At 58.9% G+C, this 25,880-nt stretch carries 30 protein-coding genes and 1 other RNA gene; 19 read left to right on the forward strand and 12 right to left on the reverse strand.

All coding sequences use genetic code 11. The features are described 5' to 3' along the window. Nucleotides 1–22 precede the first annotated feature (22 nt). The gene (locus tag GS605_RS01495) at nucleotides 23–487 is read left to right on the forward strand and encodes a nucleoside deaminase (RefSeq protein WP_171722858.1); all 465 of its coding nucleotides are present in this window, start codon (nucleotides 23–25) and stop codon (nucleotides 485–487) included. A gap of 15 nt (nucleotides 488–502) precedes the next feature. On the opposite strand, the gene GS605_RS01500 is transcribed toward GS605_RS01495, so the two are convergent. Beyond that, nucleotides 503–1,195 (reverse strand): metal-dependent hydrolase, encoded by a 693-nt coding sequence (locus GS605_RS01500; protein WP_171630810.1) that lies wholly within the window; start codon nucleotides 1,193–1,195, stop codon nucleotides 503–505. Between the two features lie 60 nt (nucleotides 1,196–1,255). Between GS605_RS01500 and GS605_RS01505 the strand changes: the two genes are divergently transcribed. Then, nucleotides 1,256–1,927, forward strand: coding sequence for a ceramidase domain-containing protein (locus GS605_RS01505; protein WP_171722859.1), 672 nt, complete (start codon nucleotides 1,256–1,258; stop codon nucleotides 1,925–1,927). A gap of 70 nt (nucleotides 1,928–1,997) precedes the next feature. Here the strand turns inward: GS605_RS01505 and GS605_RS01510 are convergent, their stop codons facing one another. After that, on the reverse strand, nucleotides 1,998–2,561 hold the full coding sequence (locus GS605_RS01510; protein WP_171722860.1) for a DUF4202 domain-containing protein: 564 nt from the start codon (nucleotides 2,559–2,561) through the stop codon (nucleotides 1,998–2,000). A 156-nt stretch (nucleotides 2,562–2,717) separates the two neighbouring features. Next, on the reverse strand, nucleotides 2,718–2,876 hold the full coding sequence (locus GS605_RS01515) for a hypothetical protein (RefSeq protein WP_170343617.1): 159 nt from the start codon (nucleotides 2,874–2,876) through the stop codon (nucleotides 2,718–2,720). 228 nt (nucleotides 2,877–3,104) lie between these two features. Here GS605_RS01515 and gatC point away from each other — a divergent pair, with 228 nt between their 5' ends. From gatC to rnpB, 5 genes are all read left to right on the forward strand, one after another. After that, nucleotides 3,105–3,392 (forward strand): Asp-tRNA(Asn)/Glu-tRNA(Gln) amidotransferase subunit GatC, encoded by a 288-nt coding sequence (gatC, locus tag GS605_RS01520; RefSeq protein WP_117868236.1) that lies wholly within the window; start codon nucleotides 3,105–3,107, stop codon nucleotides 3,390–3,392. A gap of 3 nt (nucleotides 3,393–3,395) precedes the next feature. Beyond that, on the forward strand, nucleotides 3,396–4,883 hold the full coding sequence (gene gatA, locus GS605_RS01525) for an Asp-tRNA(Asn)/Glu-tRNA(Gln) amidotransferase subunit GatA (RefSeq protein WP_171630817.1): 1,488 nt from the start codon (nucleotides 3,396–3,398) through the stop codon (nucleotides 4,881–4,883). 38 nt (nucleotides 4,884–4,921) lie between these two features. Continuing rightward, on the forward strand, nucleotides 4,922–5,626 hold the full coding sequence (locus GS605_RS01530; protein ID WP_171722861.1) for a hypothetical protein: 705 nt from the start codon (nucleotides 4,922–4,924) through the stop codon (nucleotides 5,624–5,626). Next, nucleotides 5,577–6,287, forward strand: coding sequence for an N-acetylmuramoyl-L-alanine amidase (locus GS605_RS01535; protein ID WP_253283230.1), 711 nt, complete (start codon nucleotides 5,577–5,579; stop codon nucleotides 6,285–6,287). Before GS605_RS01530 ends, GS605_RS01535 begins: the two co-directional genes overlap by 50 nt. A 124-nt stretch (nucleotides 6,288–6,411) precedes the next feature. Next, an RNA gene (gene rnpB / locus GS605_RS01540) (RNase P RNA component class A) lies at nucleotides 6,412–6,811 on the forward strand. Between the two features lie 6 nt (nucleotides 6,812–6,817). On the opposite strand, the gene GS605_RS01545 is transcribed toward rnpB, so the two are convergent. The 3 genes from GS605_RS01545 to GS605_RS01555 form a co-directional block, all read right to left on the reverse strand. After that, on the reverse strand, nucleotides 6,818–7,150 hold the full coding sequence (locus GS605_RS01545; protein ID WP_171722862.1) for a GYD domain-containing protein: 333 nt from the start codon (nucleotides 7,148–7,150) through the stop codon (nucleotides 6,818–6,820). A gap of 67 nt (nucleotides 7,151–7,217) precedes the next feature. Beyond that, nucleotides 7,218–8,060 carry a DUF2182 domain-containing protein gene (locus GS605_RS01550; RefSeq protein ID WP_171630822.1) on the reverse strand — a complete coding sequence of 281 codons (843 nt, stop codon included), beginning with the start codon at nucleotides 8,058–8,060 and terminating at the stop codon, nucleotides 7,218–7,220. Nucleotides 8,061–8,073: 13 nt separating this feature from the next. Continuing rightward, nucleotides 8,074–8,709, reverse strand: coding sequence for a DUF1326 domain-containing protein (locus GS605_RS01555; protein ID WP_171630824.1), 636 nt, complete (start codon nucleotides 8,707–8,709; stop codon nucleotides 8,074–8,076). Nucleotides 8,710–8,988: 279 nt separating this feature from the next. Between GS605_RS01555 and GS605_RS01560 the strand changes: the two genes are divergently transcribed. The 3 genes from GS605_RS01560 to GS605_RS01570 all read left to right on the forward strand — a co-directional run bounded on the left by GS605_RS01560 (nucleotide 8,989) and on the right by GS605_RS01570 (nucleotide 10,706). Further along, entirely contained in the window at nucleotides 8,989–9,696 is a 708-nt protein-coding gene (locus tag GS605_RS01560; RefSeq protein WP_171630826.1) for a DUF533 domain-containing protein, read from the forward strand. A gap of 127 nt (nucleotides 9,697–9,823) precedes the next feature. Continuing rightward, nucleotides 9,824–9,991: a 50S ribosomal protein L33 gene (rpmG, locus tag GS605_RS01565; RefSeq protein WP_037309480.1), complete on the forward strand. Its 168-nt coding sequence runs from the start codon at nucleotides 9,824–9,826 to the stop codon at nucleotides 9,989–9,991. A gap of 208 nt (nucleotides 9,992–10,199) precedes the next feature. Further along, nucleotides 10,200–10,706, forward strand: a complete 507-nt coding sequence (locus GS605_RS01570; protein WP_171630828.1) for a hypothetical protein — start codon at nucleotides 10,200–10,202, stop codon at nucleotides 10,704–10,706. Nucleotides 10,707–10,826: 120 nt separating this feature from the next. Here the strand turns inward: GS605_RS01570 and GS605_RS01575 are convergent, their stop codons facing one another. Then, on the reverse strand, nucleotides 10,827–11,603 hold the full coding sequence (locus tag GS605_RS01575; protein ID WP_171722863.1) for a Bax inhibitor-1/YccA family protein: 777 nt from the start codon (nucleotides 11,601–11,603) through the stop codon (nucleotides 10,827–10,829). A gap of 184 nt (nucleotides 11,604–11,787) precedes the next feature. Then, complete coding sequence (locus tag GS605_RS01580; RefSeq protein WP_171630833.1) at nucleotides 11,788–11,997, reverse strand: DUF1127 domain-containing protein; 210 nt, start codon at nucleotides 11,995–11,997, stop codon at nucleotides 11,788–11,790. Between the two features lie 124 nt (nucleotides 11,998–12,121). On the opposite strand from GS605_RS01580, the gene GS605_RS01585 reads away from it, so the two are divergent. Next, nucleotides 12,122–13,003, forward strand: a complete 882-nt coding sequence (locus GS605_RS01585) for a LysR family transcriptional regulator (protein ID WP_171630835.1) — start codon at nucleotides 12,122–12,124, stop codon at nucleotides 13,001–13,003. 6 nt (nucleotides 13,004–13,009) lie between these two features. On the opposite strand, the gene GS605_RS01590 is transcribed toward GS605_RS01585, so the two are convergent. Further along, on the reverse strand, nucleotides 13,010–13,966 hold the full coding sequence (locus GS605_RS01590; RefSeq protein WP_171722864.1) for an NADPH:quinone oxidoreductase family protein: 957 nt from the start codon (nucleotides 13,964–13,966) through the stop codon (nucleotides 13,010–13,012). Between the two features lie 339 nt (nucleotides 13,967–14,305). On the opposite strand from GS605_RS01590, the gene GS605_RS01595 reads away from it, so the two are divergent. From GS605_RS01595 to GS605_RS01605, 3 genes are all read left to right on the forward strand, one after another. Further along, nucleotides 14,306–14,677: a helix-turn-helix domain-containing protein gene (locus tag GS605_RS01595; RefSeq protein ID WP_152458749.1), complete on the forward strand. Its 372-nt coding sequence runs from the start codon at nucleotides 14,306–14,308 to the stop codon at nucleotides 14,675–14,677. Between the two features lie 40 nt (nucleotides 14,678–14,717). Next, complete coding sequence (gene hisN / locus GS605_RS01600; protein WP_171205361.1) at nucleotides 14,718–15,509, forward strand: histidinol-phosphatase; 792 nt, start codon at nucleotides 14,718–14,720, stop codon at nucleotides 15,507–15,509. A 114-nt stretch (nucleotides 15,510–15,623) separates the two neighbouring features. Further along, nucleotides 15,624–16,958: an 8-oxoguanine deaminase gene (locus GS605_RS01605; RefSeq protein ID WP_171722865.1), complete on the forward strand. Its 1,335-nt coding sequence runs from the start codon at nucleotides 15,624–15,626 to the stop codon at nucleotides 16,956–16,958. On the opposite strand, the gene guaD is transcribed toward GS605_RS01605, so the two are convergent. Continuing rightward, a complete protein-coding gene (gene guaD, locus GS605_RS01610; RefSeq protein ID WP_171722866.1) occupies nucleotides 16,955–18,241 on the reverse strand; it encodes a guanine deaminase in 1,287 nt (428 codons plus the stop codon). The genes GS605_RS01605 and guaD overlap by 4 nt on opposite strands. Nucleotides 18,242–18,377: 136 nt before the next feature. On the opposite strand from guaD, the gene mgtE reads away from it, so the two are divergent. Continuing rightward, nucleotides 18,378–19,772 carry a magnesium transporter gene (mgtE, locus tag GS605_RS01615; RefSeq protein ID WP_171630845.1) on the forward strand — a complete coding sequence of 465 codons (1,395 nt, stop codon included), beginning with the start codon at nucleotides 18,378–18,380 and terminating at the stop codon, nucleotides 19,770–19,772. Further along, the gene (locus GS605_RS01620; protein ID WP_171722867.1) at nucleotides 19,769–20,326 is read left to right on the forward strand and encodes a 5-formyltetrahydrofolate cyclo-ligase; all 558 of its coding nucleotides are present in this window, start codon (nucleotides 19,769–19,771) and stop codon (nucleotides 20,324–20,326) included. Before mgtE ends, GS605_RS01620 begins: the two co-directional genes overlap by 4 nt. A gap of 3 nt (nucleotides 20,327–20,329) precedes the next feature. Here GS605_RS01620 and GS605_RS01625 read toward each other — a convergent pair whose 3' ends face one another. Further along, complete coding sequence (locus tag GS605_RS01625; RefSeq protein ID WP_224853568.1) at nucleotides 20,330–20,557, reverse strand: DUF333 domain-containing protein; 228 nt, start codon at nucleotides 20,555–20,557, stop codon at nucleotides 20,330–20,332. A 133-nt stretch (nucleotides 20,558–20,690) separates the two neighbouring features. Here GS605_RS01625 and GS605_RS01630 point away from each other — a divergent pair, with 133 nt between their 5' ends. From GS605_RS01630 to GS605_RS01640, 3 genes are all read left to right on the forward strand, one after another. Then, nucleotides 20,691–21,506 carry a TIGR00282 family metallophosphoesterase gene (locus GS605_RS01630; RefSeq protein WP_171722868.1) on the forward strand — a complete coding sequence of 272 codons (816 nt, stop codon included), beginning with the start codon at nucleotides 20,691–20,693 and terminating at the stop codon, nucleotides 21,504–21,506. An 87-nt stretch (nucleotides 21,507–21,593) separates the two neighbouring features. After that, nucleotides 21,594–23,372, forward strand: coding sequence for an SLC13 family permease (locus GS605_RS01635; RefSeq protein WP_171630849.1), 1,779 nt, complete (start codon nucleotides 21,594–21,596; stop codon nucleotides 23,370–23,372). Nucleotides 23,373–23,467: 95 nt separating this feature from the next. Further along, nucleotides 23,468–24,205 carry a YbaY family lipoprotein gene (locus GS605_RS01640; protein WP_253283231.1) on the forward strand — a complete coding sequence of 246 codons (738 nt, stop codon included), beginning with the start codon at nucleotides 23,468–23,470 and terminating at the stop codon, nucleotides 24,203–24,205. Between the two features lie 13 nt (nucleotides 24,206–24,218). On the opposite strand, the gene GS605_RS01645 is transcribed toward GS605_RS01640, so the two are convergent. Next, nucleotides 24,219–25,880, reverse strand: a complete 1,662-nt coding sequence (locus tag GS605_RS01645; RefSeq protein ID WP_171722869.1) for an FAD-binding dehydrogenase — start codon at nucleotides 25,878–25,880, stop codon at nucleotides 24,219–24,221.

Consider the following 25,880-nt stretch of genomic DNA (forward strand, 5'->3'; position numbering starts at 1 on the left):
GTTTCTGCGGCAGTCAGGGGGCATGGTGTTCAAATCGCATATGCAACAGGCCCTGGCCGAGGCGCGCGCAGCCGCTGACCGCGGCGAGGTGCCCGTGGGGGCCGTTGTCGTCGGACCGGACGGAACGGTCGTGGCCGCGGCTGGGAACCGGACGCGCGAATTGAATGACCCCACGGCCCATGCGGAAATCATGGCCTTGCGTGTCGCCTGTGCGCAGGCGGGCTCTGAACGGCTGCCGGATCATGATCTCTACGTCACGTTGGAGCCTTGCGCGATGTGCGCCGCGGCCTTGGCGGCCACGCGCATCCGGCGGATCTATTACGGTGCGGCAGACCCCAAATCCGGGGGCGTGGCGCATGGCGCGCGCGTGTTTTCGCATGCACAGGCGCATCACGTGCCCGAAGTCTATGACGGAATTGCAGGCGAAGAGGCTGCCGCGCTTTTGAAGGCCTTCTTCGAAGCGCGCCGCCAGGACAAGCCGGGCTGACGCGCTGCGCTGTCGTCAGACGGTGATGGCTTTCATGACCTCAGGTTCGATCACGTCGACCCCGGGCAACCCGTCGATCAATGCCTGTGCGGATTGTTCCAGAATGGGGAACGTCTGGTAGTGACATGGGATGACCGTCTTGAAGTCAAAGTACCGTTTCGCGGCATAAGCGGTGGCTTTCATATCCATGGTGAAATGCCCGCCGGCGGAAAGGATTCCGATATCGGGCTTGTAGTAATCCCCCATCCATTCCATGTCGGCCATGATGTCGGTATCGCCCGAGACGTAGAGCATACGCCCCTCGGCCGCGATCATGAAGCCGACCTCACTGCCACCAGTGCGCAGACCGTCCGGTGTTGAAAAAGTCGAGCTGTGAGAGGCCGGTACCATTGTCACCATGACGCCGTTCAGGTCGACGGTGCCGCCTTTGTTGAAACCGATGGTCTCAATGCCTTCCGCTTCGCTCCAGTATCCCATCAGGTCATACTGTCCGACAACGGGGATTTTCAGGTGCTTTGCCAGAGGAAGTACATCGGCCACGTGGTCAAAATGCGTATGGGTCAAAAGAATGTGGGTCGCCCCTTCCAGCACGGCATCATGCCGATCTTCGGGCAAGACCGGGTTGCCGGTCAGCCACGGGTCGATCAACAGAACCTGCCCCTGAGTTTCTATGCGAAAACTGCCATGGCCCAGCCAGATAATGTTCATTCCGGAATTCCTCTCAAGTCTTGTCTTGGCAGCAGCCTAGCATTGGCTATGTAAATTTCCATGGACTGGATTCGAGAAATTGATGGCTATTGCGAACGCGTGTCGCCGGAGTATTGGGCCGAGCCGATCAACGCGATCACAAATGCGGCTTTTCTGATTTCCGCATGGGTCATGTGGCAGCGCGTGCGCGATCAGGACATGCCGCTGGCCAAAGGTCTGGTCGTGATTTTGGCCATGATCGGGGTTGGAAGCTATCTGTTTCACACCCATGCCCGGGTTTGGGCGGCTTTGGCGGATGTGGCGCCGATCCTGCTGTTCATATTGGTCTATATATTTGCGGTGAACCGCGACATCTGTCGCATGTCGTCCGGAATGGCGATCTGCGGTACGCTTCTGTTTCTTCCCTTTGCGGCACTTGTTGCGCCTTTGTTCCAGCTTGTGCCGGGGTTTGGCGGGTCGGCGGTTTACGCGCCGGTTCCTTTGTTGATCCTGATCTATGCGTTCCTGCTGCGGGGCCAAGACATGATCCTGGCCAAAGGGATGACAATCGGGGCCTTGATCCTGATTCTGTCGATCACGTTCCGGGCGCTGGATTTGCCATTTTGCGGGCAATGGCCGGTGGGGACGCATTTCATGTGGCATATCCTGAATGCCATCATGCTGGGATGGATGATCGAGGTGTATCGCGCAGCTCTTGTCAGGGGCCGTTTTAGTAAAGGCCCGGCGCCTTGAGGCGCGGAAGGATCGCGTGTGTCTTCCGAGCCTCATGGCAAGAAGCCAACGAAACCGCCCCGGTCCGATTCTAGTTCTGAAAGGCTGCGGCCAGATGGTCGGGCAGATCAAATTCGCTCAACACCCGAGCGCGGCCTTCGGGCGACATCTTGCAGGCCGTTTTTTCAACGATGCTCTGGATTTTCTCGGCCGAGTGTTTTGCGGCAAAGGGCTGGAAATACCATTTCAGAAACACAAAGCAGATCACGTCTTCCAACGCCTGCACTTCCGCGTCGCGCTTGATGCCTTGTTTGCGCAACATGCGCCCTGCGGCCTCGATCTGTTCTGAATCGTAACCTTCGCGGGCCATCAACCCCATGACCACGTCGGAATGGTGTTCGCCCTGCGCCTTGCGCCATGACAGATATCCAACCCGGCCTTCGGGGTATTCACTGCGGGCAAGTTTCCAACGTTCCACATGCTGCCCGCGCGCGGCGATTTGAAGGGCGTCGGAAGCATCCGGAAACAGGCGGCCCAGCTCGGCACTCATGCGTTCGCCATACAACAGTGCCGCGGGGCGGCCCTCGTCTTGGTTGGGGTCATTTGCATTGGCTGCGTCGATTGCGTCCAGAACCGCTTGTTTTTGCGCGCTCATCATCTGCTCCACTGGCTTGCCTGAACTACGAAACCTCGGCGCAGTTCTGTTCTGTATTCGACGTCATGCTAGCGGCTTGCTCAGGGATGTGCATCCTCGAAAATGCAAAACAGCCGGGTCAGAGAGGGGATATCTGACCCGGCTTGGACCTGCGCGTTACTTGGCAGGTTTAACCTGATCCTGCGTGACCGGTTCCGCGATAGGGGACGGGAAGGTCAACGTGCGTGTCAGGTTGCTTGTGTCGATACCCAAAGCCATGGCCGGTGCGGCCAAAATCGTGGCGGACAAGACTGCGGCTGTTATCAGGGGTTTCATGTTTTTCTCCGGTTTGCGTTATGTCGCATAAATAAAATGAACAGTACAGTACAGTTTTCAAGATCGATAATGAACTATTCGGTTTACTTTTTTGCATACCAGTCATTCAGTTTTGAATAGCCTCATAAGAGGGGGGGGATTCCAAACTCGGACCTGCCCAAGGCACCCCGGTCTTGCGACTGCCGCTGCAGACGGGTAAACGCCCCCTAACGTAGATGAGGGAAGCCGATGTCGATTGACCAAAGCACCGCCGCCAAAGTGGCCAAACTGGCCCGGATCAAGGTCGAGGATGACGCGCTGCCGGCGCTGGCATCCGAGTTCAACACCATCCTTGGGTTCATCGAACAGCTGAACGAAGTGGATGTGGAAGGTGTCGAGCCGATGGTTTCGGTCACACCCATGCGCCTCAAGCGTCGTCAGGACGAAGTCACCGATGGCAATCAGCAGGACAAGATTCTGGCCAACGCCCCCGACGCCCGCGAAGGGTTCTTCGCAGTCCCCAAAGTGGTGGAGTAAGACATGAGCGATCTGAACAAATTGGGCCTGGCCGAGGCCCGCGACGCGTTGCGAGCCGGCGACGTCACCTCTGTTGAGCTGACAGAAGCCTGCTTGAAAGCCATTGATGAAGCAGATGCGCTGAACGCATTCGTCCACAAGACGCCCGAGATCGCGATGGAGCGCGCCAAGGCTGCGGATGAACGGATCAAGGGCGGGGACGCTCCGTCAATGTGTGGCCTGCCGATCGGCATCAAGGACCTGTTCTGCACCAAGGGCGTGCCGTCACAAGCCGCGTCGGGCATTCTTGAAGGCTTCAAGCCGGAATACGAATCCACCGTGTCACAGCAACTGGCCGACGCAGGCGCAGTCATGCTGGGCAAGCTGAACATGGACGAATTCGCCATGGGCTCGTCCAACGAAACATCGGTCTATGGCAACGCGGTCAGCCCGTGGCGTCGTGGCAACGATGATGCGCAGCTGACACCGGGCGGTTCGTCGGGCGGGTCCGCGGCCGCTGTGGCCGCCGACCTGTGCCTTGCGGCAACGGGCACTGATACCGGCGGTTCCATCCGCCAGCCCGCGGCTTTTGTCGGGATCACCGGCATCAAGCCGACCTATGGCCGATGCTCGCGCTGGGGCATTGTGGCGTTTGCGTCCTCGCTGGATCAGGCCGGTCCGATGACCAAGAACGTCCGCGACGCCGCGATCATGCTGGAAACCATGTGCGGCCATGACGCCAAGGATTCGACCAGTGCGGACCTGGCCGTCCCGAATTTCGAAGCGATGTTGACTGGCGACATCAAGGGCAAGAAGATCGGTATCCCCAAGGAATACCGCATGGACGGAATGCCCACCGAGATCGAAAAGCTCTGGGCCGATGGTGCCGCGATGCTGAAGGATGCGGGGGCCGAGATTGTCGATATCTCGCTGCCGCACACCAAGTATGCGCTGCCTGCCTACTATGTGATCGCCCCGGCCGAGGCGTCTTCGAACCTCGCCCGCTATGACGGTGTCCGCTATGGGCATCGTGCACAGATGGCGCAGGGTGATGGCATCACCGAGATGTACGAAAAAACCCGCGCCGAGGGCTTTGGCCACGAAGTGCAGCGCCGGGTCATGGTTGGCACCTATGTTCTGTCGGCTGGTTTCTATGACGCCTATTACAACCGTGCCCGCAAGGTGCGCACGCTGATCAAGAAAGACTTCGAAGACGTGTTCGCGGCCGGTGTCGACGCCATCCTGACCCCGGCAACCCCATCGGCGGCCTTCGGTCTGGGCGAAATGACCGAAGCAGATCCTGTTCAAATGTATTTGAACGATGTCTTCACCGTGACCGTGAACCTGGCCGGACTGCCCGGTGTCTCGGTCCCCGCAGGGCTGGACACACAAGGTCTTCCGCTGGGATTGCAGCTGATCGGACGTCCCTGGGAAGAAGGCGACCTGCTCAATACCGCCTATGCGCTGGAAAACGCGGCCGGTTTTGTGGCCAAGCCCGGGAAATGGTGGTAAGCCTCGGGCAACTGAAGCACTAGACACGGAGCCAAACTATGCGCGTTTTGCTTTTGGTCCCCGCTCTTGCACTGGCAGCGGCGTGCACGGATGTCGCACCGCTGACCAGCACGGGTTTCAACACGCCTGAATACCAGGCGCAGCGCGAGGCTCAATTGGCAGGTCAGGGTGCGGCCGGCAACCCTCTGCTGGCCCCGGTCGAAGTTTCACAACAACCGCTGGGCGCCCCTGGTACGGCGCCTGTTGCCACGGGTGAAAACGCGGATATCGCCAACCAGACCGCGGCGGCATTGGCCAGCACATCTGGCCAAAACCCAGCCGCGGTTACGGCGGTTCCCGTGGCGAACACTGGCGCGATTTCGGATGAACAGGACTTTGCCGCCGTGTCCGAACGCCGCAGCATCGAATCCGACGCCGCCCGGATCGAGCAGAACCGCCAGACGTATGAACTCGTGGCCCCGACGGCAGTGCCCGAGCGCACGGCGAGCGGCCAGACAAACATTGTGCAATATGCGCTGAGCACGTCCAATCCGGTAGGTGTGCAACTCTACAGCCGCTCGGGCTTCAACCTTCAGGCCAAGGCTCAGAGGAACTGCGCGCAATTCCCATCCCCTGATCAGGCTCAGATCGAGTTTCTGTCCAATGGCGGCCCCCAGCGCGACCGCAAAGGTCTGGACCCGGATGGGGATGGTTATGCGTGTGGCTGGGACCCGAGCCCGTTCCGCAGTGCCGTCAGCAACTGACCCCCTGAACCCGATCTGGCATCCGTCACCCAATTTTGGTGAACGCCGAGATGGTCTGACACCATCCTTGATCGTGATCCATTACACGGCGATGGACAGCGCGCAGGCGGCTCTGGATCGTCTGTGCGACCCAAAGGCCGAGGTCTCGGCCCATTACCTGATCGGCAATGATGGCACGCTGTGGCAGATGGTACGCGAAGAAGACCGGGCCTGGCACGCGGGTGCCGGAGAATGGCACGGTCGGGCCGACATCAACTCTCGTTCCATAGGCATCGAGCTGGACAACGCCGGCAAGCATCCGTTCCCTGAACCCCAGATGCACCGGCTGGAACAGCTGTTGCGCCAGATAATGCACCGTTGGGCCATCTTGCCAAACGGTGTTATCGGCCATTCGGACATGGCGCCCGGGCGCAAATTTGACCCCGGTCCGCGATTTGACTGGTTGCGACTCGAGCGCAACCTGCTGGCCGCGCCCCGCGGATATGCCGCTGGTCCGCTAACTGCATCAAAGGGCCAGTTCCGAAGCCTGGCTCGGGCCGCTGGTTTCAGCGCTGATGCAGACGATGATACGCTGTTGCATGCCGTCCGCCTTCGATACCGCCCATGGGGCAGGGGGCCTTTGCAGCAAGCCGACCTTGCACCGTTGATCCCGCACACCTGATCCGCCCTTCATCTGGCTGATAATATCCCGGGGTTGAATTGGCCGCAGGCCAAGAAGGGGCTGGCCCCTTCTCTGAACCATCCACCCTTGACGCCGCCGACCGCAGAGCCTACCCAACCCACGCGCGGAGGGCCGGATGGCCGCTGGGGTCGCAAGGCCCGAGAGGAAAGTCCGGACTCCACAAGACAACGGTGCCGGGTAACGCCCGGGCGGGGCAACCCGACGGAAAGCGCCACAGAAATCAGACCTCCCGGAACCTTGGTTCAGGGTAAGGGTGAAACGGTGGGGTAAGAGCCCACCGCGCCTCTGGCAACAGGGGCGGCACGGCAAGCCCCACCGGGAGCAATGCCAAATAGGGTCCCCGCGCGGGCCGGTCGGCGCAAGCCGATACCGCCGCTAAGCGCGTCTTGGCCGAGAGGGACCGGGTTGGCAGCTTGAGCCGCGCAGCAATGCACGGCCTAGAGGAATGGTCATCGAAGGGGGCAACCCCGGAACAAGATCCGGCTTACAGGCCCTCCGCGCGTATTCCCTTACCCACCGGGCGGTGTGTACGCCCCTGTGAGCTTCGCGGCCTTCTCTGCGACCGAAACGAACTCATCTGCTGTCCAGGCACGGACCGTTTCTATGTTGGTCACCGCGCCGGATGCCGCGACAGCCATGCCAACGGCCACGGCGTCTGTCCCATCTGGGGCTTCGCTGATCACAACCACGTCGTTGCTGCCGGTTGTCATGTAGAAGGACAGCAGCCTGCCGCCGACTTTTTCCAGCAAGGCTTTTACTGGGCCGGTGCGGTTCTCGGGTTTCTGCAACATGCCTTTGACACCGGCTTGCGAGTAAGATGCGTAAGTAATGAAAATGGGCATTGATACCTCCTGTTACATCAAATCGTTTTTGGGTCTTCAAGTCAGCCGACCCCAGGGCCGTTCAAAATCAGGTGCCAGAAAACAACAGTGCCGTGATGAACCAAAGGCCAGCGCCGATCAGCGCAAAACCTGTCACCGGCACAAGCCACCGGGCCCCGGGCAGAAGCTTTTCCAGCGCGACGTACGCGGCAATTCCGACAATCCAGTAGAGGTTCATGATCCCTCCGACGAAAAGCAGCAGCATCAGTGCCCAGCAGCATCCCAGACAATACGTGCCGTGCAGGATACCGGTGCGGAATGCACCGAATGTTCCGGGTCGGTTGTGATCGGCCAGAAAACGTGCGGGGCTCTGACAGTGGCGCAGACATGCGTTTTTCAAAGCTGAAAACTGATAGGCGCCAGCCGCCAGCAGGATGCCTCCTGCGAAGACACCCGAACTAATCGTCATCATCGGCCCGTCGGACAACCCGATTTGTTCCAACCCCCATTGCAATGCGGTTGCAATCAGGCTGAACGCCCCCCAGGCCACCAGATAGCCGGATAAAAACCACAGGCTGAACGCAACCGTCCGGTGCTTTTCAGGCCCTGTCCGCTTGACCGCGATGAACAGAAGAACGGCAGGCGCAGCGCTTGGGGTCATCATGGCGATCATCATGACCCACCACATCAGAAAAATCAGCAAGGCATAGCTTGCGCTCCACGCTGCTGCCGGGCCCATTTGCATCGGGTCTCCGACAGGGCCGGCCATCCGGGTCATCTCGACCGCGGACATGTTCATCCCGACGCCAGCTATCGTGTACCAGGTTGCACCGAGGATGATCAGAAGAACGCTTCCCAGAACAATCGCGCTGTCCTGTCTCAGCAACCACTCAACCGTCCCGCCCCGGGGCGATGCGTTCTGTTTGGTCATGGGTGTTCTCTGATTATGCGCCCAAGACGCCATGGCCCGAGATGTTCAGATGCGCCAGATGAGCATGGGTTGTGTCAAAGGTCAGCCGGATCTGACCACCCGTTGTAGTCGCACTGCCTGATGCCGCCTCGGCATGGCGGTATTCAAAGCCATTCGGCAACTGTATCGACGCGCGGTGAGGTGCGCCCGATACGATATGAGGGATCGGATTGACCTCAACATCGAAAACTCCGGTAACTTTGGCGTATCCGCTGCGCTCTTCGCGGTTCCAGTCCAGTTCAATCGGAACAAACAGAGTTTCATGTTTCAAAGGCGCCATGGCGCTGAAGACATACCAGAACGTGGCCATTTCATCAGTATCCTGACCGGTCATGATTGCTTGCAACGCAGCCCGCTGTTCAGCTGTCGCGCTGTCATCAATGATCAGCTGCATCTGACCGTTGCCCTCATGAATTGGTCCCGGCCAATGATAGACCCCTGCCGCCCGAAGACCGCCCAGATCAGTTTCACCGTAGTGACCGCTTTGAATGTCAAAGACCACAACCGCCTCGCAATTGCCGTGTGACGGCAGTACGCTGAACTGACACGGGCAACCAAAGTTGCAATTGCAATTGGCCAGTTCTTCGGCCTGAATAGCCCATTCTGTCATGATAGCCCCCCCAAGAAAAGTCGCCTAAAACAACTCTGCTCGTTGCAGGTTTAACGCATTCACGCTGCCTCGGCCTTCGAGCCTGAATTCGGCTTCTTGGATGGGCGAACCTATCACGAATCCGTGATATGTACAAACAAAACCGCAAATTACATGCCTTCCTTGGGCTTTATCATGTGCCGGGCTATGGGCCGGTCGCGTTCAGGTTGAGCACGGTATTCGGGATTGCATTCGGCTGTTAGACTTTCGGAACCAATTTGAAGATATGGGAGGTTGATTATGAGCTTTATGAAAACGCTGGCGTCCGTGGCCATTGGATTTGCTGCGGCCAAGGGCATGGAAAAATATCAGAAGATGGGCGGCATGGCCGGACTGCAAGACATGATGCAAGGTGCCGGCGGTGGTTTGGGCATGGATCAGTTGGGCAAAATGGCAGAACAATTTGGTCTGCCCGGTGGCGCGTCAGGCTTGCAGGACATGATGAGCAAGATGGGGGTTGGCGGCAGCACAGCCGGAGCCGCTGGTTTGGGTGGGTTGTTGAACGCCATGCAAGGGGCTGCCAAAACTGCCAATCAACACACAGGTGACATGATGGAAACCGTGTTCGGCGGCACGCCCGCGGGTGCAGCGATGGAAGAGCAGGCAAAACTCATGCTGCGCGCAATGATTCAGGCTGCCAAGGCAGATGGTGAACTTGACGAACAGGAAAAGGAAATCATCCTGGGTGAATTGGGCGATGATGTCAGCGAGGAAGAGCGCGCATTCGTGCAAGAGCAGCTGAACGCACCGATTGACGTCATGGGATTGGCGGCTGATTCTGGTGCGCCGCTCAAGACGCAGATCTATGCAACTTCCCTGGCTGCGATCCGTCTGGACAATGCGCGCGAGGCGTCTTACCTGCGGCAATTGTCCACCGCTCTGGGTCTTTCCGACGCTGAAAGGGACCAGATTCACACGTATATGGGCGCGCCAACCTTGCCTAGTTGAACCTGCATCAGATTCCTGTGCCTGTATCATCCGATTGGCCTTGACATAGGCGGTGCAGCGCGTAAAAGCGCACGCTCATAGGAATTCAACCGAAAGGCCCCTGCCTTTTCGGACGCAGGAGATAACCATGGCGAAGCCGACGACAATCAAGATCCGTCTGAACTCGACCGCGGGCACGGGCCACTTCTATGTGACCAAGAAGAACGCGCGCACCATGACTGAGAAAATGACCATTCGTAAATACGACCCGGTCGTTCGCAAGCATGTCGAGTATAAGGAAGGCAAGATCAAGTAATCTGCCATTCCATTTGGAAATTCCGAAAAAGGGCTCTGTTGCACAGAGCCCTTTTTCAGTTCCGGTTTCCTGATTTCGGCGGACGGCAGGCTGCGACGGTCCGTTGCAGTGGCGCATCAGCGTTTGGGACAATCGCATCCCCTGCGGCTTGCTTTTTATGGGAACCTGCAAGTACGCTTCAGCAAACCGCCACAAAATGTTGACCGCCATGAAAAAAATCTTGTTATCCACAATTGCCGTTCTGACCCTAGCGGCCTGTGAAGACCCGTTTAACCGCGAAGGTGTCGGGTTTACTGGAATCGATGGCGAACCGCGCACGATTTCGGACGTACCCGGGGCCGTCGCCTTTCTGCCAGACGCGACCAACGTTCCGGCAGAGCTGGCGGAACTGCGGACAGTCACGCTTTTGAGTGATGAGGTTGACCCGTCCAAGGTGGCTTCGGTTGCAATAGACAATGGCGGGCAGACGCCAAACACTGCTGTTCAACTGCAAGGAAGCGACACAAACCTGTTCCTCAGCACTGTCAGCGTCAACGGCACCTTATTTGGTGTGCTGCGTACGCGCTCTAACAGTGTGAAGGTCGACAATTCGGTCGGTGTAGGCTTTGCGGAAGAAGCAGAGCGTTTTACCGGCTGTCTGCCGGCTGGTCAGGTCTACCGCAAAGGCACCTCGGAAAAGAGCTCGGGCTTTGCCGTTCCGCTGAATTGCAGCTAACAGATTTCTCTCTCAAGTCCAAAACCCCCGCCGAATTCGGCGGGGGTTTTTGTTTGGTTCACGGCAAACAAAAAGGCGGACCCGTAAGGCCCGCCCTTGGAAGTCGGCTATTCCGGTCGCTTATTCTCGATTGCCAAACAGTTGCAGCAGGAACATGAACATGTTGATAAAGTCCAGATACAAGCTCAGCGCGCCCATGATCGCGGCTTTGCCCAACCATTCTTGATCGCCCGAATGGGCCATTTGCAGATAGGTGTTTTTGATGTTCTGCGTGTCATAGGCTGTCAGGCCGGCAAAGATCAGTACGCCCAGAACCGAGATCGCAAAAGCCATCGCCGACGAGGCGATGAAGATATTCACGATCGAGGCGACAATCAGGCCGATCACACCCATGATCAGGAATGTGCCCATTGCCGACAGGTCTTTCTTGGTCGTGTAGCCATAAAGCGACAGACCGGCAAAGGCGATTGCAGTGATCAGGAACACCTGAATGATCGATTCACCGGTGAACACAAGGAAAATCCAGCTGATCGAGACACCCATGACCGCAGCAAAGGTGTAAAACACCAGCTGAGCAGCCGAGGCCGACATACGATTGATCCCGGCGCTAAAGCCAAAGACAAACAGCAGCGGGGCAAACATGATGACCCATCTCAGAGGCGACGCAAACAGCGAGTAACCAAACGACGTCAGATACTTGCTTTCGCTCAGTTGAGCGGCGGCTGCCGACGGATCGGTTGTGGTTGCCAGACCGGCAATTGCCCAGGCCGCTGCAAAGGTGATCAGCATGCCGACGGACATCGTGCCGTAGACTTTGTTCATGTGGGCGCGCAGGCCCTGATCAATCTCGGCGGCGCGCGCGCCGGATGCCGTCCGGATCGTGTCGAATTGTGCCATCAAAGGGTCTCCCTAGTCGTCAAGTTAGAGCGCCCCGGCAGAGCGGGGCGGTTTTCCCTCTAAATATCGGCAACAAGGGGCTGTGTTTCAAGAGATTCCGGGCGAAAACCGACTAAAACACGCAACAAAAATGCCAACAGGCGACTCACGGTCGCCCATCGCCATGAAAATATGAGAGTCACAGTTACCTTTTCCAGAATTGAGGTGCATCCCAGAAAAAGCGTTTTGCTTCTGCGGATGCTTCCTCGCGGGTGACTCCGATATCGTCCAGCACGGCGGCATCCAGCTGTGCCAGCTTTCGCCGCTGTCTGGACAGTTCGAACGCTTGTGAGATCAGGGACACCAAAGAACGTTTGGCTGGTTTGCAGGGATTATGGATTGCGAGTTGAGTCATAACGTGTCCTTTCCGAATTTTTGATGGTTTCGATGGGTGTCATCAATTTCCTTGATTGATATGGGTGAGTATGACATATTTTTAAAACGAATATTATTGATGGAACGCATAAGGAATCGTGAAGATGCGAAATCTGGACATTACAACCCTGCGATCTTTTGTGGCGGTGGCGGATCAGGGCGGTGTAACCCGCGCCGCCGGATTTCTGCACCTGACGCAGTCTGCGGTGTCCATGCAGCTGAAGCGGCTGGAGGAGCTGCTGGGCCTGGAGTTGCTGGACCGAAGCGGCAGGACAATTGCATTGACCGCATCCGGTGAGCAGCTGCTGGCCTACGCGCGCCGCATGATTGCCCTGAATGACGAGGTAATCTCAAAACTCACCGATCAGGCCTTTGAGGGCGAAGTGGTTCTGGGCGTTCCCCATGACATCGTCTACCCCGCGATTCCCCGGGTCCTGCAACGGTTCAATGCCGATTTTCCCCGCGTCAGGGTGCAGTTGGTGTCGTCCTATTCACTGCAATTGAAAGACATGTTCAAGCGGGGCGAATGTGATGTGATCCTGACGACCGAACCGTCTTCGGCCGATGGCGCAGAGACCATCGCAGAGCTGCCGTTGCGCTGGATCGGCGCGCCGGGCGGGTCCGCATGGCGCAAGCGCCCGTTGCCTCTGGCGCTGGGGCGGCGCTGCTTGTTCAGACCGCAGGTCATATCGGCACTGGATGCGGCCGGAATACCGTGGGAGCTGTCCGTGGAAACCGAAAACGACCGTACCATAGAAGCCACGGTCAGTGCCGATCTTGCGGTTCACGCAATGCTGGACGGAACCGAGGCCGCACATCTTGAACAGATCGACTCGGGTGGGGCCCTGCCGGATCTACCTGCACACATGATCAACCTCTACGGTGGCGAGCAGGGCCGGGATGCGGTTGTCGAAGCTCTGGCACAGTTGGTGCGACAGAACTTCAGATTGCTGGGCGGTACCCAGTTGCGGGCCGTGGTTGGATGATCGCGATCAGGGCGTGATCACGATCTTGCCCGTCGACTTGCGCTCTTTCAGCAACTGCATTGCATGTGCGACATCTTCAAGGGGCAGAACATGACTGATATGCGGTTTTATCCTGCCCTCAGAATGCCACTTGAACAGGGTGTCAAAACTGTTGCGCACAGCTTCGGGGCGGAACTTCAGATAGCCGCCGATATACACCCCGATCACGGTCAGGTTTTTGACCAGCAGATGATTGGCCGGAATCTGCGGGATATCGCCCCCGGCGAATCCGATGGGCAGCAAACGCCCTTCGGGATTGGTGGCCCTGAATGCGGCCTTGAACACATCCCCGCCGATGACGTCATAGACGACATCTGCGCCACCCAGCGATTTGACCCGCTCGCGCAGGTCTTCGGAAGCATCGATCAGATGATCGGCACCAGCGGCACGGGCAACGGCAAGCTTGTTCTCGCCGCGCGCCTGCGCGATGACCGTGGCGCCCATGAGCTTGCCGATTTCGACGGCAGTCAGGCCGACGCCTCCCGCTGCGCCGGTGACCAGAAGGGTTTCACCCGGTTGCAGGCGTGCCCTGTGATCAAGGGCCATGTGACTGGTGGCATATGCGATCTGGATGGCGGCGGCGTCTTCGAATCCGGTGTCGTCCGGCAGCACGATCGCACGATCCGCGTCGAATACACCGTACTCGGCCAACCCACCCTGACCGGAATAGACTGCGATCCGGTCGCCTGGGCTGAGCGTTGAAACGCCAGGCCCGACTGTATCCACGATACCGGCGATCTCCATGCCCAGGGTGAATGGGGCAGGTGGCGTGTCCTGATACGCGCCCGTCTGCATCAGCAGATCGGCGAAATTCAGGCCGCAAGCTTTTATCGCGACCCGCACCTGACCTTCGCCCGGCTCGGGTATTTTCACGTCACAAAGCTGGGCAGGCGCCCCGTCGGATGGAATGCAATAGGCCCGCATATTGTTCCTCAAGAGTTTCCGACATAGGCGCGTGTGCCGTCAGAAAAGTCAATCCGTTTGCTGCGCGGGCTCAAAAGGCACCCGATTTTGAAGGAGGATTCAGTTGCAGGAAAACGGTTCTGTAAAGGCTTTGGGTAATACAACCACAAATCCCTGTCAGGGGCGTTCGATTCAACCAGCTTGAAAAAAATCTCAAAACCGGCATTATAGATAATCAGTGCTGTAAACGGGGGGCGGTACAGTCCGTATTAGGGAGCGGTTAAGGGGAGCTCTCTAAAACTGCGATATCGGACGTCGCAAAATCCCGTGCAGATGTTTGTGTAGTATAGGAGAATACCAATGACTCATCACGTCGATGTCCATGTGGGCAAGCGCGTTCGGCATCGCCGCTGGCTGATTGGGATGACCCAGCAGCAGTTGGCGCAGCAAGTTGGTATCAAGTTTCAGCAAATCCAGAAATATGAGACCGGTGCCAACCGAATCAGCGCATCCCGCCTGTGGGACATCGCCGAGGCGCTGGATGTTCCGGTCAGCTTTTTCTTCGAAGGTCTGGAAGAAGCCCAGAAAGGCGATGCGGACAAGAAATCCGTCCCTGCCGACTTGATGGGTGACAAAGAGGCTTTGGATCTGGTGCGCTCTTACTATGCGATTCCGGAAAATCAGCGTCGCCGCCTGTTCGAGCTGGCGCGGGTTCTCAGCGACGTTGCCTGACTGACTTGACTTTGTCGCGGATTGCTCGCACCTCAGGGTCATGCAACCGACGACACAGAGCGATATCGAAATTGCCGAAGAAATGGCCGAAGCTGCGCGTGAGGCCATACTCCCCTTTTTTCGTCAAACAAATCTGGAAACTACGAACAAGCTGGCCGATGGGTTCGACCCGGTCACAGTGGCTGATCGTGCGGCTGAACAGGCGATGCGGGACGTTCTGGCGCGGCGGCGCCCGGATGACGGTGTGCTGGGCGAGGAGTTCGGCGCGCATACGGGCACCAGTGGCCGCACCTGGGTACTGGACCCCATCGATGGGACCCGCGGGTTTATCAGCGGCACGCCAACCTGGGGTGTTCTGATTGCGCTGAGTGATCAGGACGGGCCTTTTATGGGTGTAATCGATCAGCCGTATATCGGAGAGCGCTTTGTCGGATCGTCTTCCGGTGCTCACATGACCGGTCCGCAGGGCACCAGAAGAATGCAAACGCGCGATACCAGGGCGCTGGATCAGGCGACTTTGTTTACCACGTTCCCTGAGGTTGGAACCCCGAAGGACCGCGCAGGGTTTCAGGCGGTGTCCGAGCAGGTACAGCTGACGCGCTATGGAATGGATTGCTATGCCTATGCGCTTCTGGCTGCCGGGCAGGCGGATTTGGTGATCGAGGCGGGCTTGAATTCCTATGATATCCAAGCGCCGATTGCCGTTATTCAGGCGGCCGGCGGTATTGTGACCGATTGGCAGGGCGGCCCCGCACATCAAGGCGGCCGGGCCCTGGCCGCAGCAAACGCTGACCTTCACGCCGCAGCGCTTGAGATACTCCGCCAATTCTGAATTCTGTTGCCCGGCGCATCAAAGGCAACTACACCGGTGATGGCCGGTTCTTGCGCCCGTTTTCCACCGGCCGACGCACTTCTTGCATGAGACGGGCAGATGCAGGAGCGCGAAATGACGGAAACCCTACTCAAGAATGCTGATCTGATCCTGACGATGGACGAGTCCCGGCAGGAATTGTCCAAGGCCGATATTCTGGTCCGCGACGGGCAGATTGCCCGGATCGGGCAGCGACTGGAAACACAGGGTGAGGTGCATGATGTTTCAGGTTGTCTGGTGACACCTGGCCTGGTGAATACCCACCACCATCTTTACCAAACCCTGACACGGGCGGTGCCGGGCGGGCAGGATGCGCTGCTGTTTGGGTGGCTGCAAACGCTCTATCCGATCTGGTCGCGTTTCGGGCCGGAGGAAATGTTCACCTCGGCTCAGATCGGTTTGGCCGAACTGGCGCTGTCGGGGTGCACGCTCAGTTCCGATCACCTTTACCTCTATCCCAACGGCGCGCGGCTTGAGGATACGATCGCGGCCGCGTCCGAGTTGGGGATGCGGTTTCATCCGACACGCGGCGCGATGAGCATCGGCGAGAGCGACGGGGGCTTGCCGCCGGATCACCTCGTGGAAAACGAAGCCGCTATTCTGGACGACATGGTACGTGTCGTGGACGCGTTTCACGACCCGTCGGACGGGTCCATGTGCCGCGTTGGCCTTGCCCCGTGTTCACCATTTTCCGTCAGCCGCGACCTGATGCGCGATGCGGCGTTGCTGGCGCGAGACAAGGGCGTGATGTTGCATACCCATCTGGCCGAGAATGATGAGGATATCGCCTATTCGCAGGCGCAATTCGGCTGCCGCCCGGGGCAATATGCCGAGGAACTGGGCTGGACCGGTCCGGATGTCTGGCACGCCCATTGCGTTAAGCTGGACGGGGCCGAGATTGATCTGTTCTCGCGCTCGGAAACAGGCGTGGCCCATTGCCCCTGTTCAAATTGCCGCCTCGGATCGGGTATCGCACCGGTGCGGGCGATGCGCGATGCGGGCGTCAAGGTCGGCCTCGGCGCCGATGGATCCGCCAGCAATGACAATGGCAACCTGATGCTTGAGGCGCGCCAGGCGATGTTGCTGCAACGGGTCGCCAATGGTGCAGATGCCATGTCGGCCCGCGAAGCGCTCGAGATCGCGACGCGCGGCGGCGCGGATGTGTTGGGACGTCCCGATTGTGGACGGCTGATGCCCGGAAAACGTGCCGATATTGCGGTGTGGGATACCCGCGGCATCGAAAGCGCGGGCAGTTGGGATCCGGCGGCGCTGCTTCTGGCGGGGCCGATGTCTGTGAAACATCTGTTCGTCGAAGGCCGCCAGATCGTGCGTGACGGGCACATAACGACCATCGATCTGCCCCGCGTGATCGAACGCCAGAACACGCTTGCCCGGGCGTTGCAGGCCTAAGCCGCCTGTTGTCCGCCGATCCAGACCTCAGCCACGGCGCGATCATCGCCCATCATGATGGTTGGGAAGATCGCTTCCCAAACATCTTCTGCATGGGCCTCGCGCTGGGCGATGGCGGGGGTCGAGGCGAGGTCGATTACCACCAGATCCGCCTCCATCCCCTGAGCGATGTTGCCGATGCAGTCGTCCATACGCAGGCTTCGGGCGGATCCGACCGTGCCCAACCACAGCAATTGCGCCGGATGCAGGGGACGGCCGCGCAATTGGCCGATCTCGTAAGCGGCGGCCATGGTGCGCAGCATCGAAAAGCTGGACCCGCCGCCGGTATCGGTGGCCAGACCGATCCGGTGGCCATCATGGATCAGCCCGTTCATGTCAAACAATCCCGATCCGATGAAGGTGTTCGACGTGGGGCAATGGATCAAAGAGGCATCGACCTCGCGCAGCCGATCCCGTTCCCGGTCTTCCAGATGGATGACGTGGCCATACAGGCCGTTCTGGCCCAACAGGCCGAATTTCTCGTAGGTATCCAGATAATCCCTTGCTTCAGGGAACAGGGATCGAACCCATTCGATTTCATCCGTTTGCTCGCTCAGGTGGGTTTGCATGAGACAATGGGGATGCTCGGCCCAAAGCGCGCCCATGGCCTCGAGCTGTTCCGGGGTCGAGGTCGGTGAAAAGCGCGGCGTGATCGCATAGGACAAGCGGTCGACGCGATGCCATTTTTCCAGCAGGGCGGCGGATTGGTCGTAAGCCGTCTGCGCGGTGTCGCGCAGCCCTTCGGGCGCGTTCCGGTCCATGCAGGTCTTGCCGGCGACGACACGCTGCCCACGCTGTTGCGCCGCGGTGAAGAAGGCATCGACGCTTTCAGTGTGAATCGTGCAAAAACTGCACATAGTCGTGGTGCCGTGGGCGGTCGTCAGGTCCAGATACCGGTTGGCGATCTCGGTCGCATAGTCGAAATCGCCGAACTTCATCTCTTCCGGGAAGGTGTAGGTGTTCAGCCAGTCGATCAGCCGTTTGCCCCAGCTGGCGATCATTGCTGTCTGTGGATAATGCACATGTGGATCGACGAACCCAGCCATGATCAGGCGCGTTCCGTGATCCTTCGTAACCGCGTCAGGATGGGCTTTATTCAGCGCATCGGCGGTGCCGACCTCTGCAATTCGCCCGTGTTCGATCACGACCGCTTCGTCCAGCCGGGTCGCCTCGGTCGGCTCTCCGTCGAAGGGTGATCCTGTGAAACTCAGAACACGCCCTTTCAAAAGCGTCTTTTGCGCCATTTTCCCTGTTCTCCACCTGTTTGGAACCGCACACCAGCATAGGCGGACGAAAGAAGTGGGTAAATCGGCGCATTGTCATTGTTTTCCGGTAGCTGCTTCTTCTATTTAAGGGCAAATCGTAAAAAAGGGGCAGAGCATGACGACAGGCAGAGACGAAGCCGGACACGATCAGCCCCGGGATGAAGACGCCTATGCGTTGGACCCCAAGGCAGTAGCGGCGATTCTGTACGCGGTGGACATAGACGACCGCGACAAGCTGGTTGAGTTGATGGAGCCGCTGCACTCGGCCGACATTGCCGACCTTCTTGAACAGATCAATCCGTTTGACCGGGCGCGCCTGATCCGCCTGTATGACAAAGAGTTCGACGGCGACATCCTGTCTGAACTGGATGAATCGGTTCGTGAAGAGGTGATCTCGGTTCTGAACCCGGATGTTCTGGCCGAAGCCGTGCGCGAGATGGAAAGCGACGATGTCGTTGACCTGCTGGAAGACCTTGAGGAACCGCAGCAGGAAGCCATTCTGGACGCATTGGAGGTTTCCGAAAGGATCGCAGCCGAGCAGGCACTGTCCTACCCCGAGAACTCGGCCGGTCGTCTCATGCAGCGGGAAGTCGTCATGGCGCCGGAACATTGGAGCGTCGGGCAAGCTATCGACTTCATGCGCGCCAATGACGATTTGCCCGAGCAGTTCTATCATGTCGTTCTGGTCGATCCGCGCCTGAAACCGGTTGCTCAGGTGACGTTGGGCAAGCTTATGGCGGCGCGTCGTGAAGTGCCGCTGATTGATCTGGCAGAAGAAGAGTTTCACATCATCCCCGTCGATCAGGATGAGGAAGACGTGGCTTATGCCTTCAACCAGTATCACCTGATCTCGGCCCCGGTGGTGGATGCGGATGGTCGTTTGGTCGGTGTCATCACCATTGACGACGCGATGGTCGTTCTGGATGAAGAGCACGAAGAGGACATTCTGCGTCTTGCCGGCGTTGGCGACGAAAGCTCGTTGTCTGACAGTGTGGCGGCAACCAGCCGGCGAAGGTTGCCCTGGTTGGCGGTGAATCTGTGCACGGCGATTTGTGCCTCTTTGGTGATTTCGCAATTCGAGGCGGCAATTGATCAATTGGTCGCGCTGGCCATCCTGATGCCGATCGTTGCGTCAATGGGCGGCAATGCAGGAACACAATCGCTCACCGTGGCGGTGCGTGCGCTGGCGACGCGCGACCTGACAAATTCGAACGTGATGCGCGTTATCAGGCGGGAACTGCTGGTGGGGATGCTGAATGGGCTCTGCTTTGCCATCGTGTTGGGGACCGTGGGGATGCTGTGGTTCGATTCCCCGCTGCTGGGTGTCGTGATCGGGTCGGCCTTGGTCGTGAATATGATCATCGCCGGGTTCGCAGGTACGGTAGTACCGGTGGTGCTGGATCGTCTGGGAATTGACCCGGCTCTGGCTTCAGGAACCTTTGTGACAACCACGACGGATGTCATGGGTTTCTTCATATTTCTTGGGCTTGCCAGCGTGGTGCTACTGTGACCGATCTGACCGATATCAAAGCCGCAGCGCGCAAAGCGGCATTTGCCCGCCGCAAGGCCGCGTTTGATGCCCGCTTGCCGGGCGCAGCCGGGCGCTTGTCCGAGGTTCTGGCAGGCTATCGCGGCGTGCCCCTGTCAGGTTACATGCCGATCCGGACCGAGATCGACCCGGTGCCTGCGATGGCCGAAGCATCGGCTTATGGCCCGGTGGGGGTACCTGTCATTCAGACAGCCGGTCAGCCGCTGAAATTCTCTCGCTGGACGCCGGACGGTGTGCTTAAGGACGGCCCGTTCGGTGCAAAAGTGCCCCAGGTGGATGACTATTTCGACCCCGAAATTCTGATCGTTCCACTGGTCGCCTTCGACGCAAATGGTGGCCGCCTGGGGTATGGCGGCGGGTTTTATGACCGAACGCTGGAAGGTCTGCGCGCCAAACGCCCGACGCTTGCCATCGGTTTTGCTTTTGATGCGCAAGAGGCTGCGGACCTGCCGCTCGAGCCAACCGACCAACCGCTAGATATGGTTGTCACGGAAAGCCGCGTGCTGACCTTCTAGCTGCTATTGCTCGAAATGGCTGCGCAAGTAATCCCAAGCATCCACCTCGGTGCCGTCCTTCAGGATGCAGACGCCATAGACACTGCCGTCTTCGTTTTTACGAAGCTGGTAGGTCCCGTCGTTTTCAATGCAAAAGGTCGCGGCGGGGTTGGGCATGGATGTCTTGGTGCCTTCGGCAGCGGCAGCAGTTGCCGCCAAAAGGCAGCCGGTCAGAACAATTGACGACTTCACGAAGAATTCCTTCTGTATTCAAGAGACGTATCGAAACATTGCCACGGCAGAATTTGATTTCAACCCCCAAGTCTGCCGTTAATTTCACGCTTCCGCCTTGTTATTGCCAAGTACAGCCCCTACGACCCGGATCATGAGGATTCTGTTTCTTGGTGATGTCATGGGGCGCGCGGGACGCGCTGCCGTTCAGCAGCATTTGCCGCGCCTGCGCGACGAATGGCGGCTGGATTTTGTCGTGGTCAATGGCGAAAACGCGTCGAACGGCATGGGGCTGACCGGAGATCACGCCAGGCTGTTGCTCGACGCCGGAGCGGATTGCCTGACGCTGGGCGATCATGCGTTCGACCAGAAAGACATGCTGCAATTCATCGAGAAGGAACAGCGCATCATACGACCCGTCAATTTCGCCAAAGGAGCGCCGGGGCGGGGTCATCGGCTGTTCACGGCCCCGGGGGGGCGCAAGGTTCTGGTGGTTCAGGTGCTGGGTCAGGTCTTTATGAAACGCCCGTTCGACGATCCGTTCTCGGCTATCGAACCGATCCTGAAATCTCATCCCAGAGGCGGGCAGGCGCAGGCGATCATCGTGGACATGCATTGCGAGGCCACGTCCGAGAAGATGGCGATGGGGCACTACTGCGACAAACGTGCAAGCCTTGTGGTGGGAACGCATACCCATGTCCCGACGGCGGATTCCCAGATTCTGCCGGGGGGCACTGCGTATTTGACCGATGCGGGCATGTGCGGAGATTACGATTCGGTCATCGGCATGGACAAGCAGGAGCCCATGCGCCGGTTCATCACCGGCATGCCCAAGGCGCGCTTTACCCCTGCAAACGGCGAAGCCACACTAAGCGGCGTGTTCGTGGAAACCGATGATCGTGACGGAAAAGCCAAAACCGTGCGCATGGTGCGCGTCGGAGGGCGCCTGGAACAAGCCGGGCCCGAATAGTCATCGTCAGGCTTGCTCTGTCGGGCGCAATGCGTGAAACTGCATGTCATCAGGCGCTTGGGCCCGGGTTCGGACAGAATACCACGAATGAATTTCCTTTCACTGACAGACACAGGAAGCGCAGTTCTGGCGCTGGTCATCGTTGCGGGCATGTTTATCATGTTCCTGCGCGAGGTTTATCCGACCGAAGTCGTGGCCATTGGCGGTGTCTCACTGATGCTTGTAACCGGCATTCTGCCCTATCAGAGTGCGCTTGCAGTTCTGTCCAACCCGGCACCCTGGACGATTGCGGCGATGTTCATCATCATGGGGGCTTTGGTGCGGACCGGAGCCCTGGATTCGTTCACCTCGACCGCGCAAAAGCAAGCTCAGGTGAACCCGCGTGTCGCAATCGCTTTGCTCATGGGGTTTGTCGTGCTGGCCTCGGCGGTGGTTTCGAATACGCCAGTGGTCGTGGTGATGATACCGGTCTTTGTGCAAATCGCCCGCACCCTGAATGTTCCCGCGTCCAAATTGCTGATTCCGCTGAGTTATGCGGCCATTCTGGGCGGCACGCTGACATTGATCGGCACGTCCACCAACCTGCTGGTCGATGGTGTGGCCCGCGCGCAGGGGATGAAACCCTTTACGATTTTCGAAGTCACGCCGCTGGGGATCGCGCTGGTGATCTACGGCATGATCTATTTGCGGTTCATCGCGCCGAAACTGTTGCCCGAGCGGGACAGCATGGCGTCGCTGCTCAGCGACCGGTCCAAGATGAAGTTCTTTACCGAGGCCGTCATTCCGCCGGACAGCAACCTGATCGGGCGCGAAGTGACCGGCGTGCAGTTGTTCAAACGCCCCGGCGTGCGCCTGATCGATGTCATCCGGGGGGATGAGTCGTTGCGGCGCAACCTGAAAGGCGTCGAACTTAAGGTCGGCGACCGGGTGGTTCTACGCACCGAGATGACCGAGCTTCTGAGCCTTCAGCGCAACAGGGAACTCAAACGCGTGGATCAGGTATCGGCCGTTGAAACCAAGACGGTTGAGGTGTTGATCACGCCCGGATGCCGTCTGGTGGGTCGGACCCTTGGGATGATGCGGCTTCGGCGTCGTTATGGCGTTTACGTGCTGGCGGTGCACCGCCGCAACCAGAATATCGGTCGTCAACTGGATGACTTGGTGGTCAGGGTTGGGGATACGCTGCTTTTGGAAGGTGCCCCGGCGGATATCCAGCGGCTGGCGGCGGAAATGGACATGGTGGACGTCACCCAGCCATCGGCTCGTGCCTTCCGTCGCAGCCACGCACCGATTGCGATTGGGGCTCTTGTAGGGATTGTTGCCCTTGCCGCGCTGGGCATTGCGCCCATCCTGTTGTTGTCGATTGTGGCCTGCGCCGTGGTTCTGTTGACCCGTTGTATCGATGCGGATGAGGCGTTTTCTTTTGTGGAAGGTCGCCTGTTGGCGTTGATCTTTGCGATGCTGGGCATTGGGGCTGCACTGGACAGTTCGGGCGCGGTTTCTCTGATCGTCGAGGCCGTTGCGCCGGGGCTCAGTGTCTTGCCGCCATTCCTGATTATCTGGGCGATTTACCTGCTGACCTCGGTGCTGACGGAACTGGTTTCCAATAACGCCGTGGCGGTTGTGGTCACCCCGATCGCCATCGGTCTGGCTCAGGCGGTCGGAATAGATCCGCGCCCACTGGTCGTCGCGGTCATGGTGGCGGCCTCGGCGTCTTTTGCAACTCCGATCGGATACCAGACGAACATGATGGTCTATGGCCCCGGGGGCTACAGGTTCACCGACTTCATGAAGGTCGGTGTGCCGCTGAACCTGACGGTCGGATTGTTGGCGTCTCTGCTGATCCCGTTGATCTGGCCGTTATGACATCGGCACAGATTTGCCGCTTTATCCGCGGCGTACTTGTAAATGTCGGATGAACAGCAATCTTTTGTAGAAATATTACTTAAAGGGGTACTGCCATGCTGACATTCGGCCGCACCATGTTTCCTGCGGTTGCTTTCGCCACCGTTTTGAGCGGCGCATCGCTTGCCGGAACCGTCGAAGGAACTGCAACCTACCGAGAGCGTATTGCGCTTCCGCCTGACACGACCTTGTTCGTCGAGCTTCAGGATATCTCATTGGCGGATGCGCCGGCCGAAACGCTTGCCGCGCAGAGATATTCCTTGACCGGTGTGCCGGCGCAGTTCGAACTGACTTATGATGACGCATTGATTCAGGACGGGCGCAGATACGCCGTGCGTGCTTCGGTCATGCAGGGGCAAAAGCTGTTGTTCACCACGGATACCGTTTATCCGGTACTTACACATGGGGCCGAGAATTCTGCTGACCTGCTGATGATACAGGTGCAACACCAAGGTGCCGTGATGCTGGAAAACACCGAATGGGTCGCTTCGGGCCTCAATGGTGCGGCTGTCGAGACAGAGAAACGTCCTGAACTTGCTTTTGGGCAGGGCGGGGCATTTTCAGGCAGCGGAGGTTGCAACCGGTTCAGTGGCCAGGCCGAGATTTCTGACAATCGGATTGCGTTCCCGGACAATATGGCTGCAACGCTCATGGCTTGCCCACCCCCGCTGGATGAGGTCGAGCGGCAGTTTCTCAAGGCGATGCAAAGTGTCACAACCTTCGCGATGCAAGGCAACGCGCTGGCCTTGCTGGATGCTCAGGGTGAGCCGGTGATCAAAATGATGCGCAAGTAATAGGGCAGGGCTGTCACGCGATGGCCCTCGATCGTCCGGCGTTGCGACCCGAAAAGATGCAGCCGCCCAGGAAAGTTCCCTCAAGCGCGTTGTAGCCGTGATAGCCACCGCCTCCGAACCCGGCGACTTCGCCGGCTGCGAACAGGCCCGGCACAACCTGACCGTCGGCGCCGATCATCTGACTGTCCAGATTGGTCTGCAAACCGCCCAGTGTCTTGCGGGTCAGCACGTGCAGCTTGACCGCGATCAGCGGGCCATTCCTGGGGTCCAGGAACTTGTGCGGTTCGGCGGTGCGGATCAGCTTGTCGCCGCGATAGTTGCGCGCCGCCAGGATCGCCATCATCTGCGCATCCTTTGAGAACGGATTGTCCACCTGTGAATCCCGTGCTTCGATCTGGGCGCGCAGATGCGCCTCGTCGATCAGACCCCCGCCCAGATGGTTCATGCCACTCACCAGTTCGGTCAACGTGTTGGCGACGACAAAATCCCCGCCCTTTTCCTTGAACGCCTCGACCGGGCCGGTGGCTTTCGACCCCGACAGGATGCGCTGCCGGATCACTTCCTTCCAGCTGCCTGATGTGAAATCGGGGTTCTGTTCAGACCCGGACAGGGCGAATTCTTTCTTGATCACCTTCTGTGTCAGGACGAACCAACTGTATTCATAGCCGGTGTTCAGGATTTCGCGCAGGGTGCCCAGCGTGTCGAACCCGGGCAGGCAGGGGGGCTGCAACCGGTTTCCGCGCGCGTCGAACCACATCGAGCTGGGACCGGGCAGAATGCGAATGCCATGGTCGGGCCAGATCGGATCCCAGTTGCGCACGCCTTCGGTGTAATGCCACATGCGGTCTCCGTTGATGACATGGCCACCGGCCTTTTCGCTGATGGCGATCATCCGACCATCCACATGGAAGGGCACACCCGCCACCATGTCCTTGGGCGGTTCGCCCAGGCGGTCGCGGGGCCAGTTCTGGCGCACCATCTCGAAATTGCCACCGATCCCGCCCGAGGTGACGATGACGGATGGTGCATAGACCTCGAACTCGCCCACCTCGTCACGGTTGGTCTTGCCGCCGCGCGGGGCCGCGTCATCGGCCAGAACCTCGCCCGAGACGCCCTTGGCCTCGCCGTTCTGCATGATGATATGGCTGACCTGATGGCGGAACTTCAGCTGGATCAGGCCGGCGCTGACATGGTCGCGGACCCGGCGGATGAAGTGTTCCAGTACGCCGGGTCCGGTGCCCCAGGTGATGTGAAAGCGCGGGACGGAATTGCCATGCCCGTTTGCATAAGACCCGCCACGTTCAGCCCAACCCACGACCGGAAACCAGCGCAGGCCCATGTCATGCAGCCAGGGGCGCATTTCACCGGCGGCGAACTCGATATAGGCCTCGGCCCATTTGCGGGGCCAGATGTCTTCTTCGCGGTCAAACTGTGCACTTCCGATCCAGTCGCGCAATGCCAGATCGTGGCTGTCGCGGATACCCATGCGGCGTTGTTCCGGCGTGTCGACCATGAACAGGCCACCCAGGCTCCAGAAGGCCTGACCGCCCAGAAAACCTTCTGGTTCCTGATCGAGTATGATTACCTTCTTACCTCGGTCGCCCAGTTCGGCGGCGGCGGCCAATCCGGCCAGACCAGCACCGATTACGATCGCATCAGCAGTGTTGTTTGTCAT

It is taken from the genome of Ruegeria sp. HKCCD7559 (assembly GCF_013110575.1).
Taxonomy (GTDB): Bacteria; Pseudomonadota; Alphaproteobacteria; order Rhodobacterales; family Rhodobacteraceae; genus Ruegeria.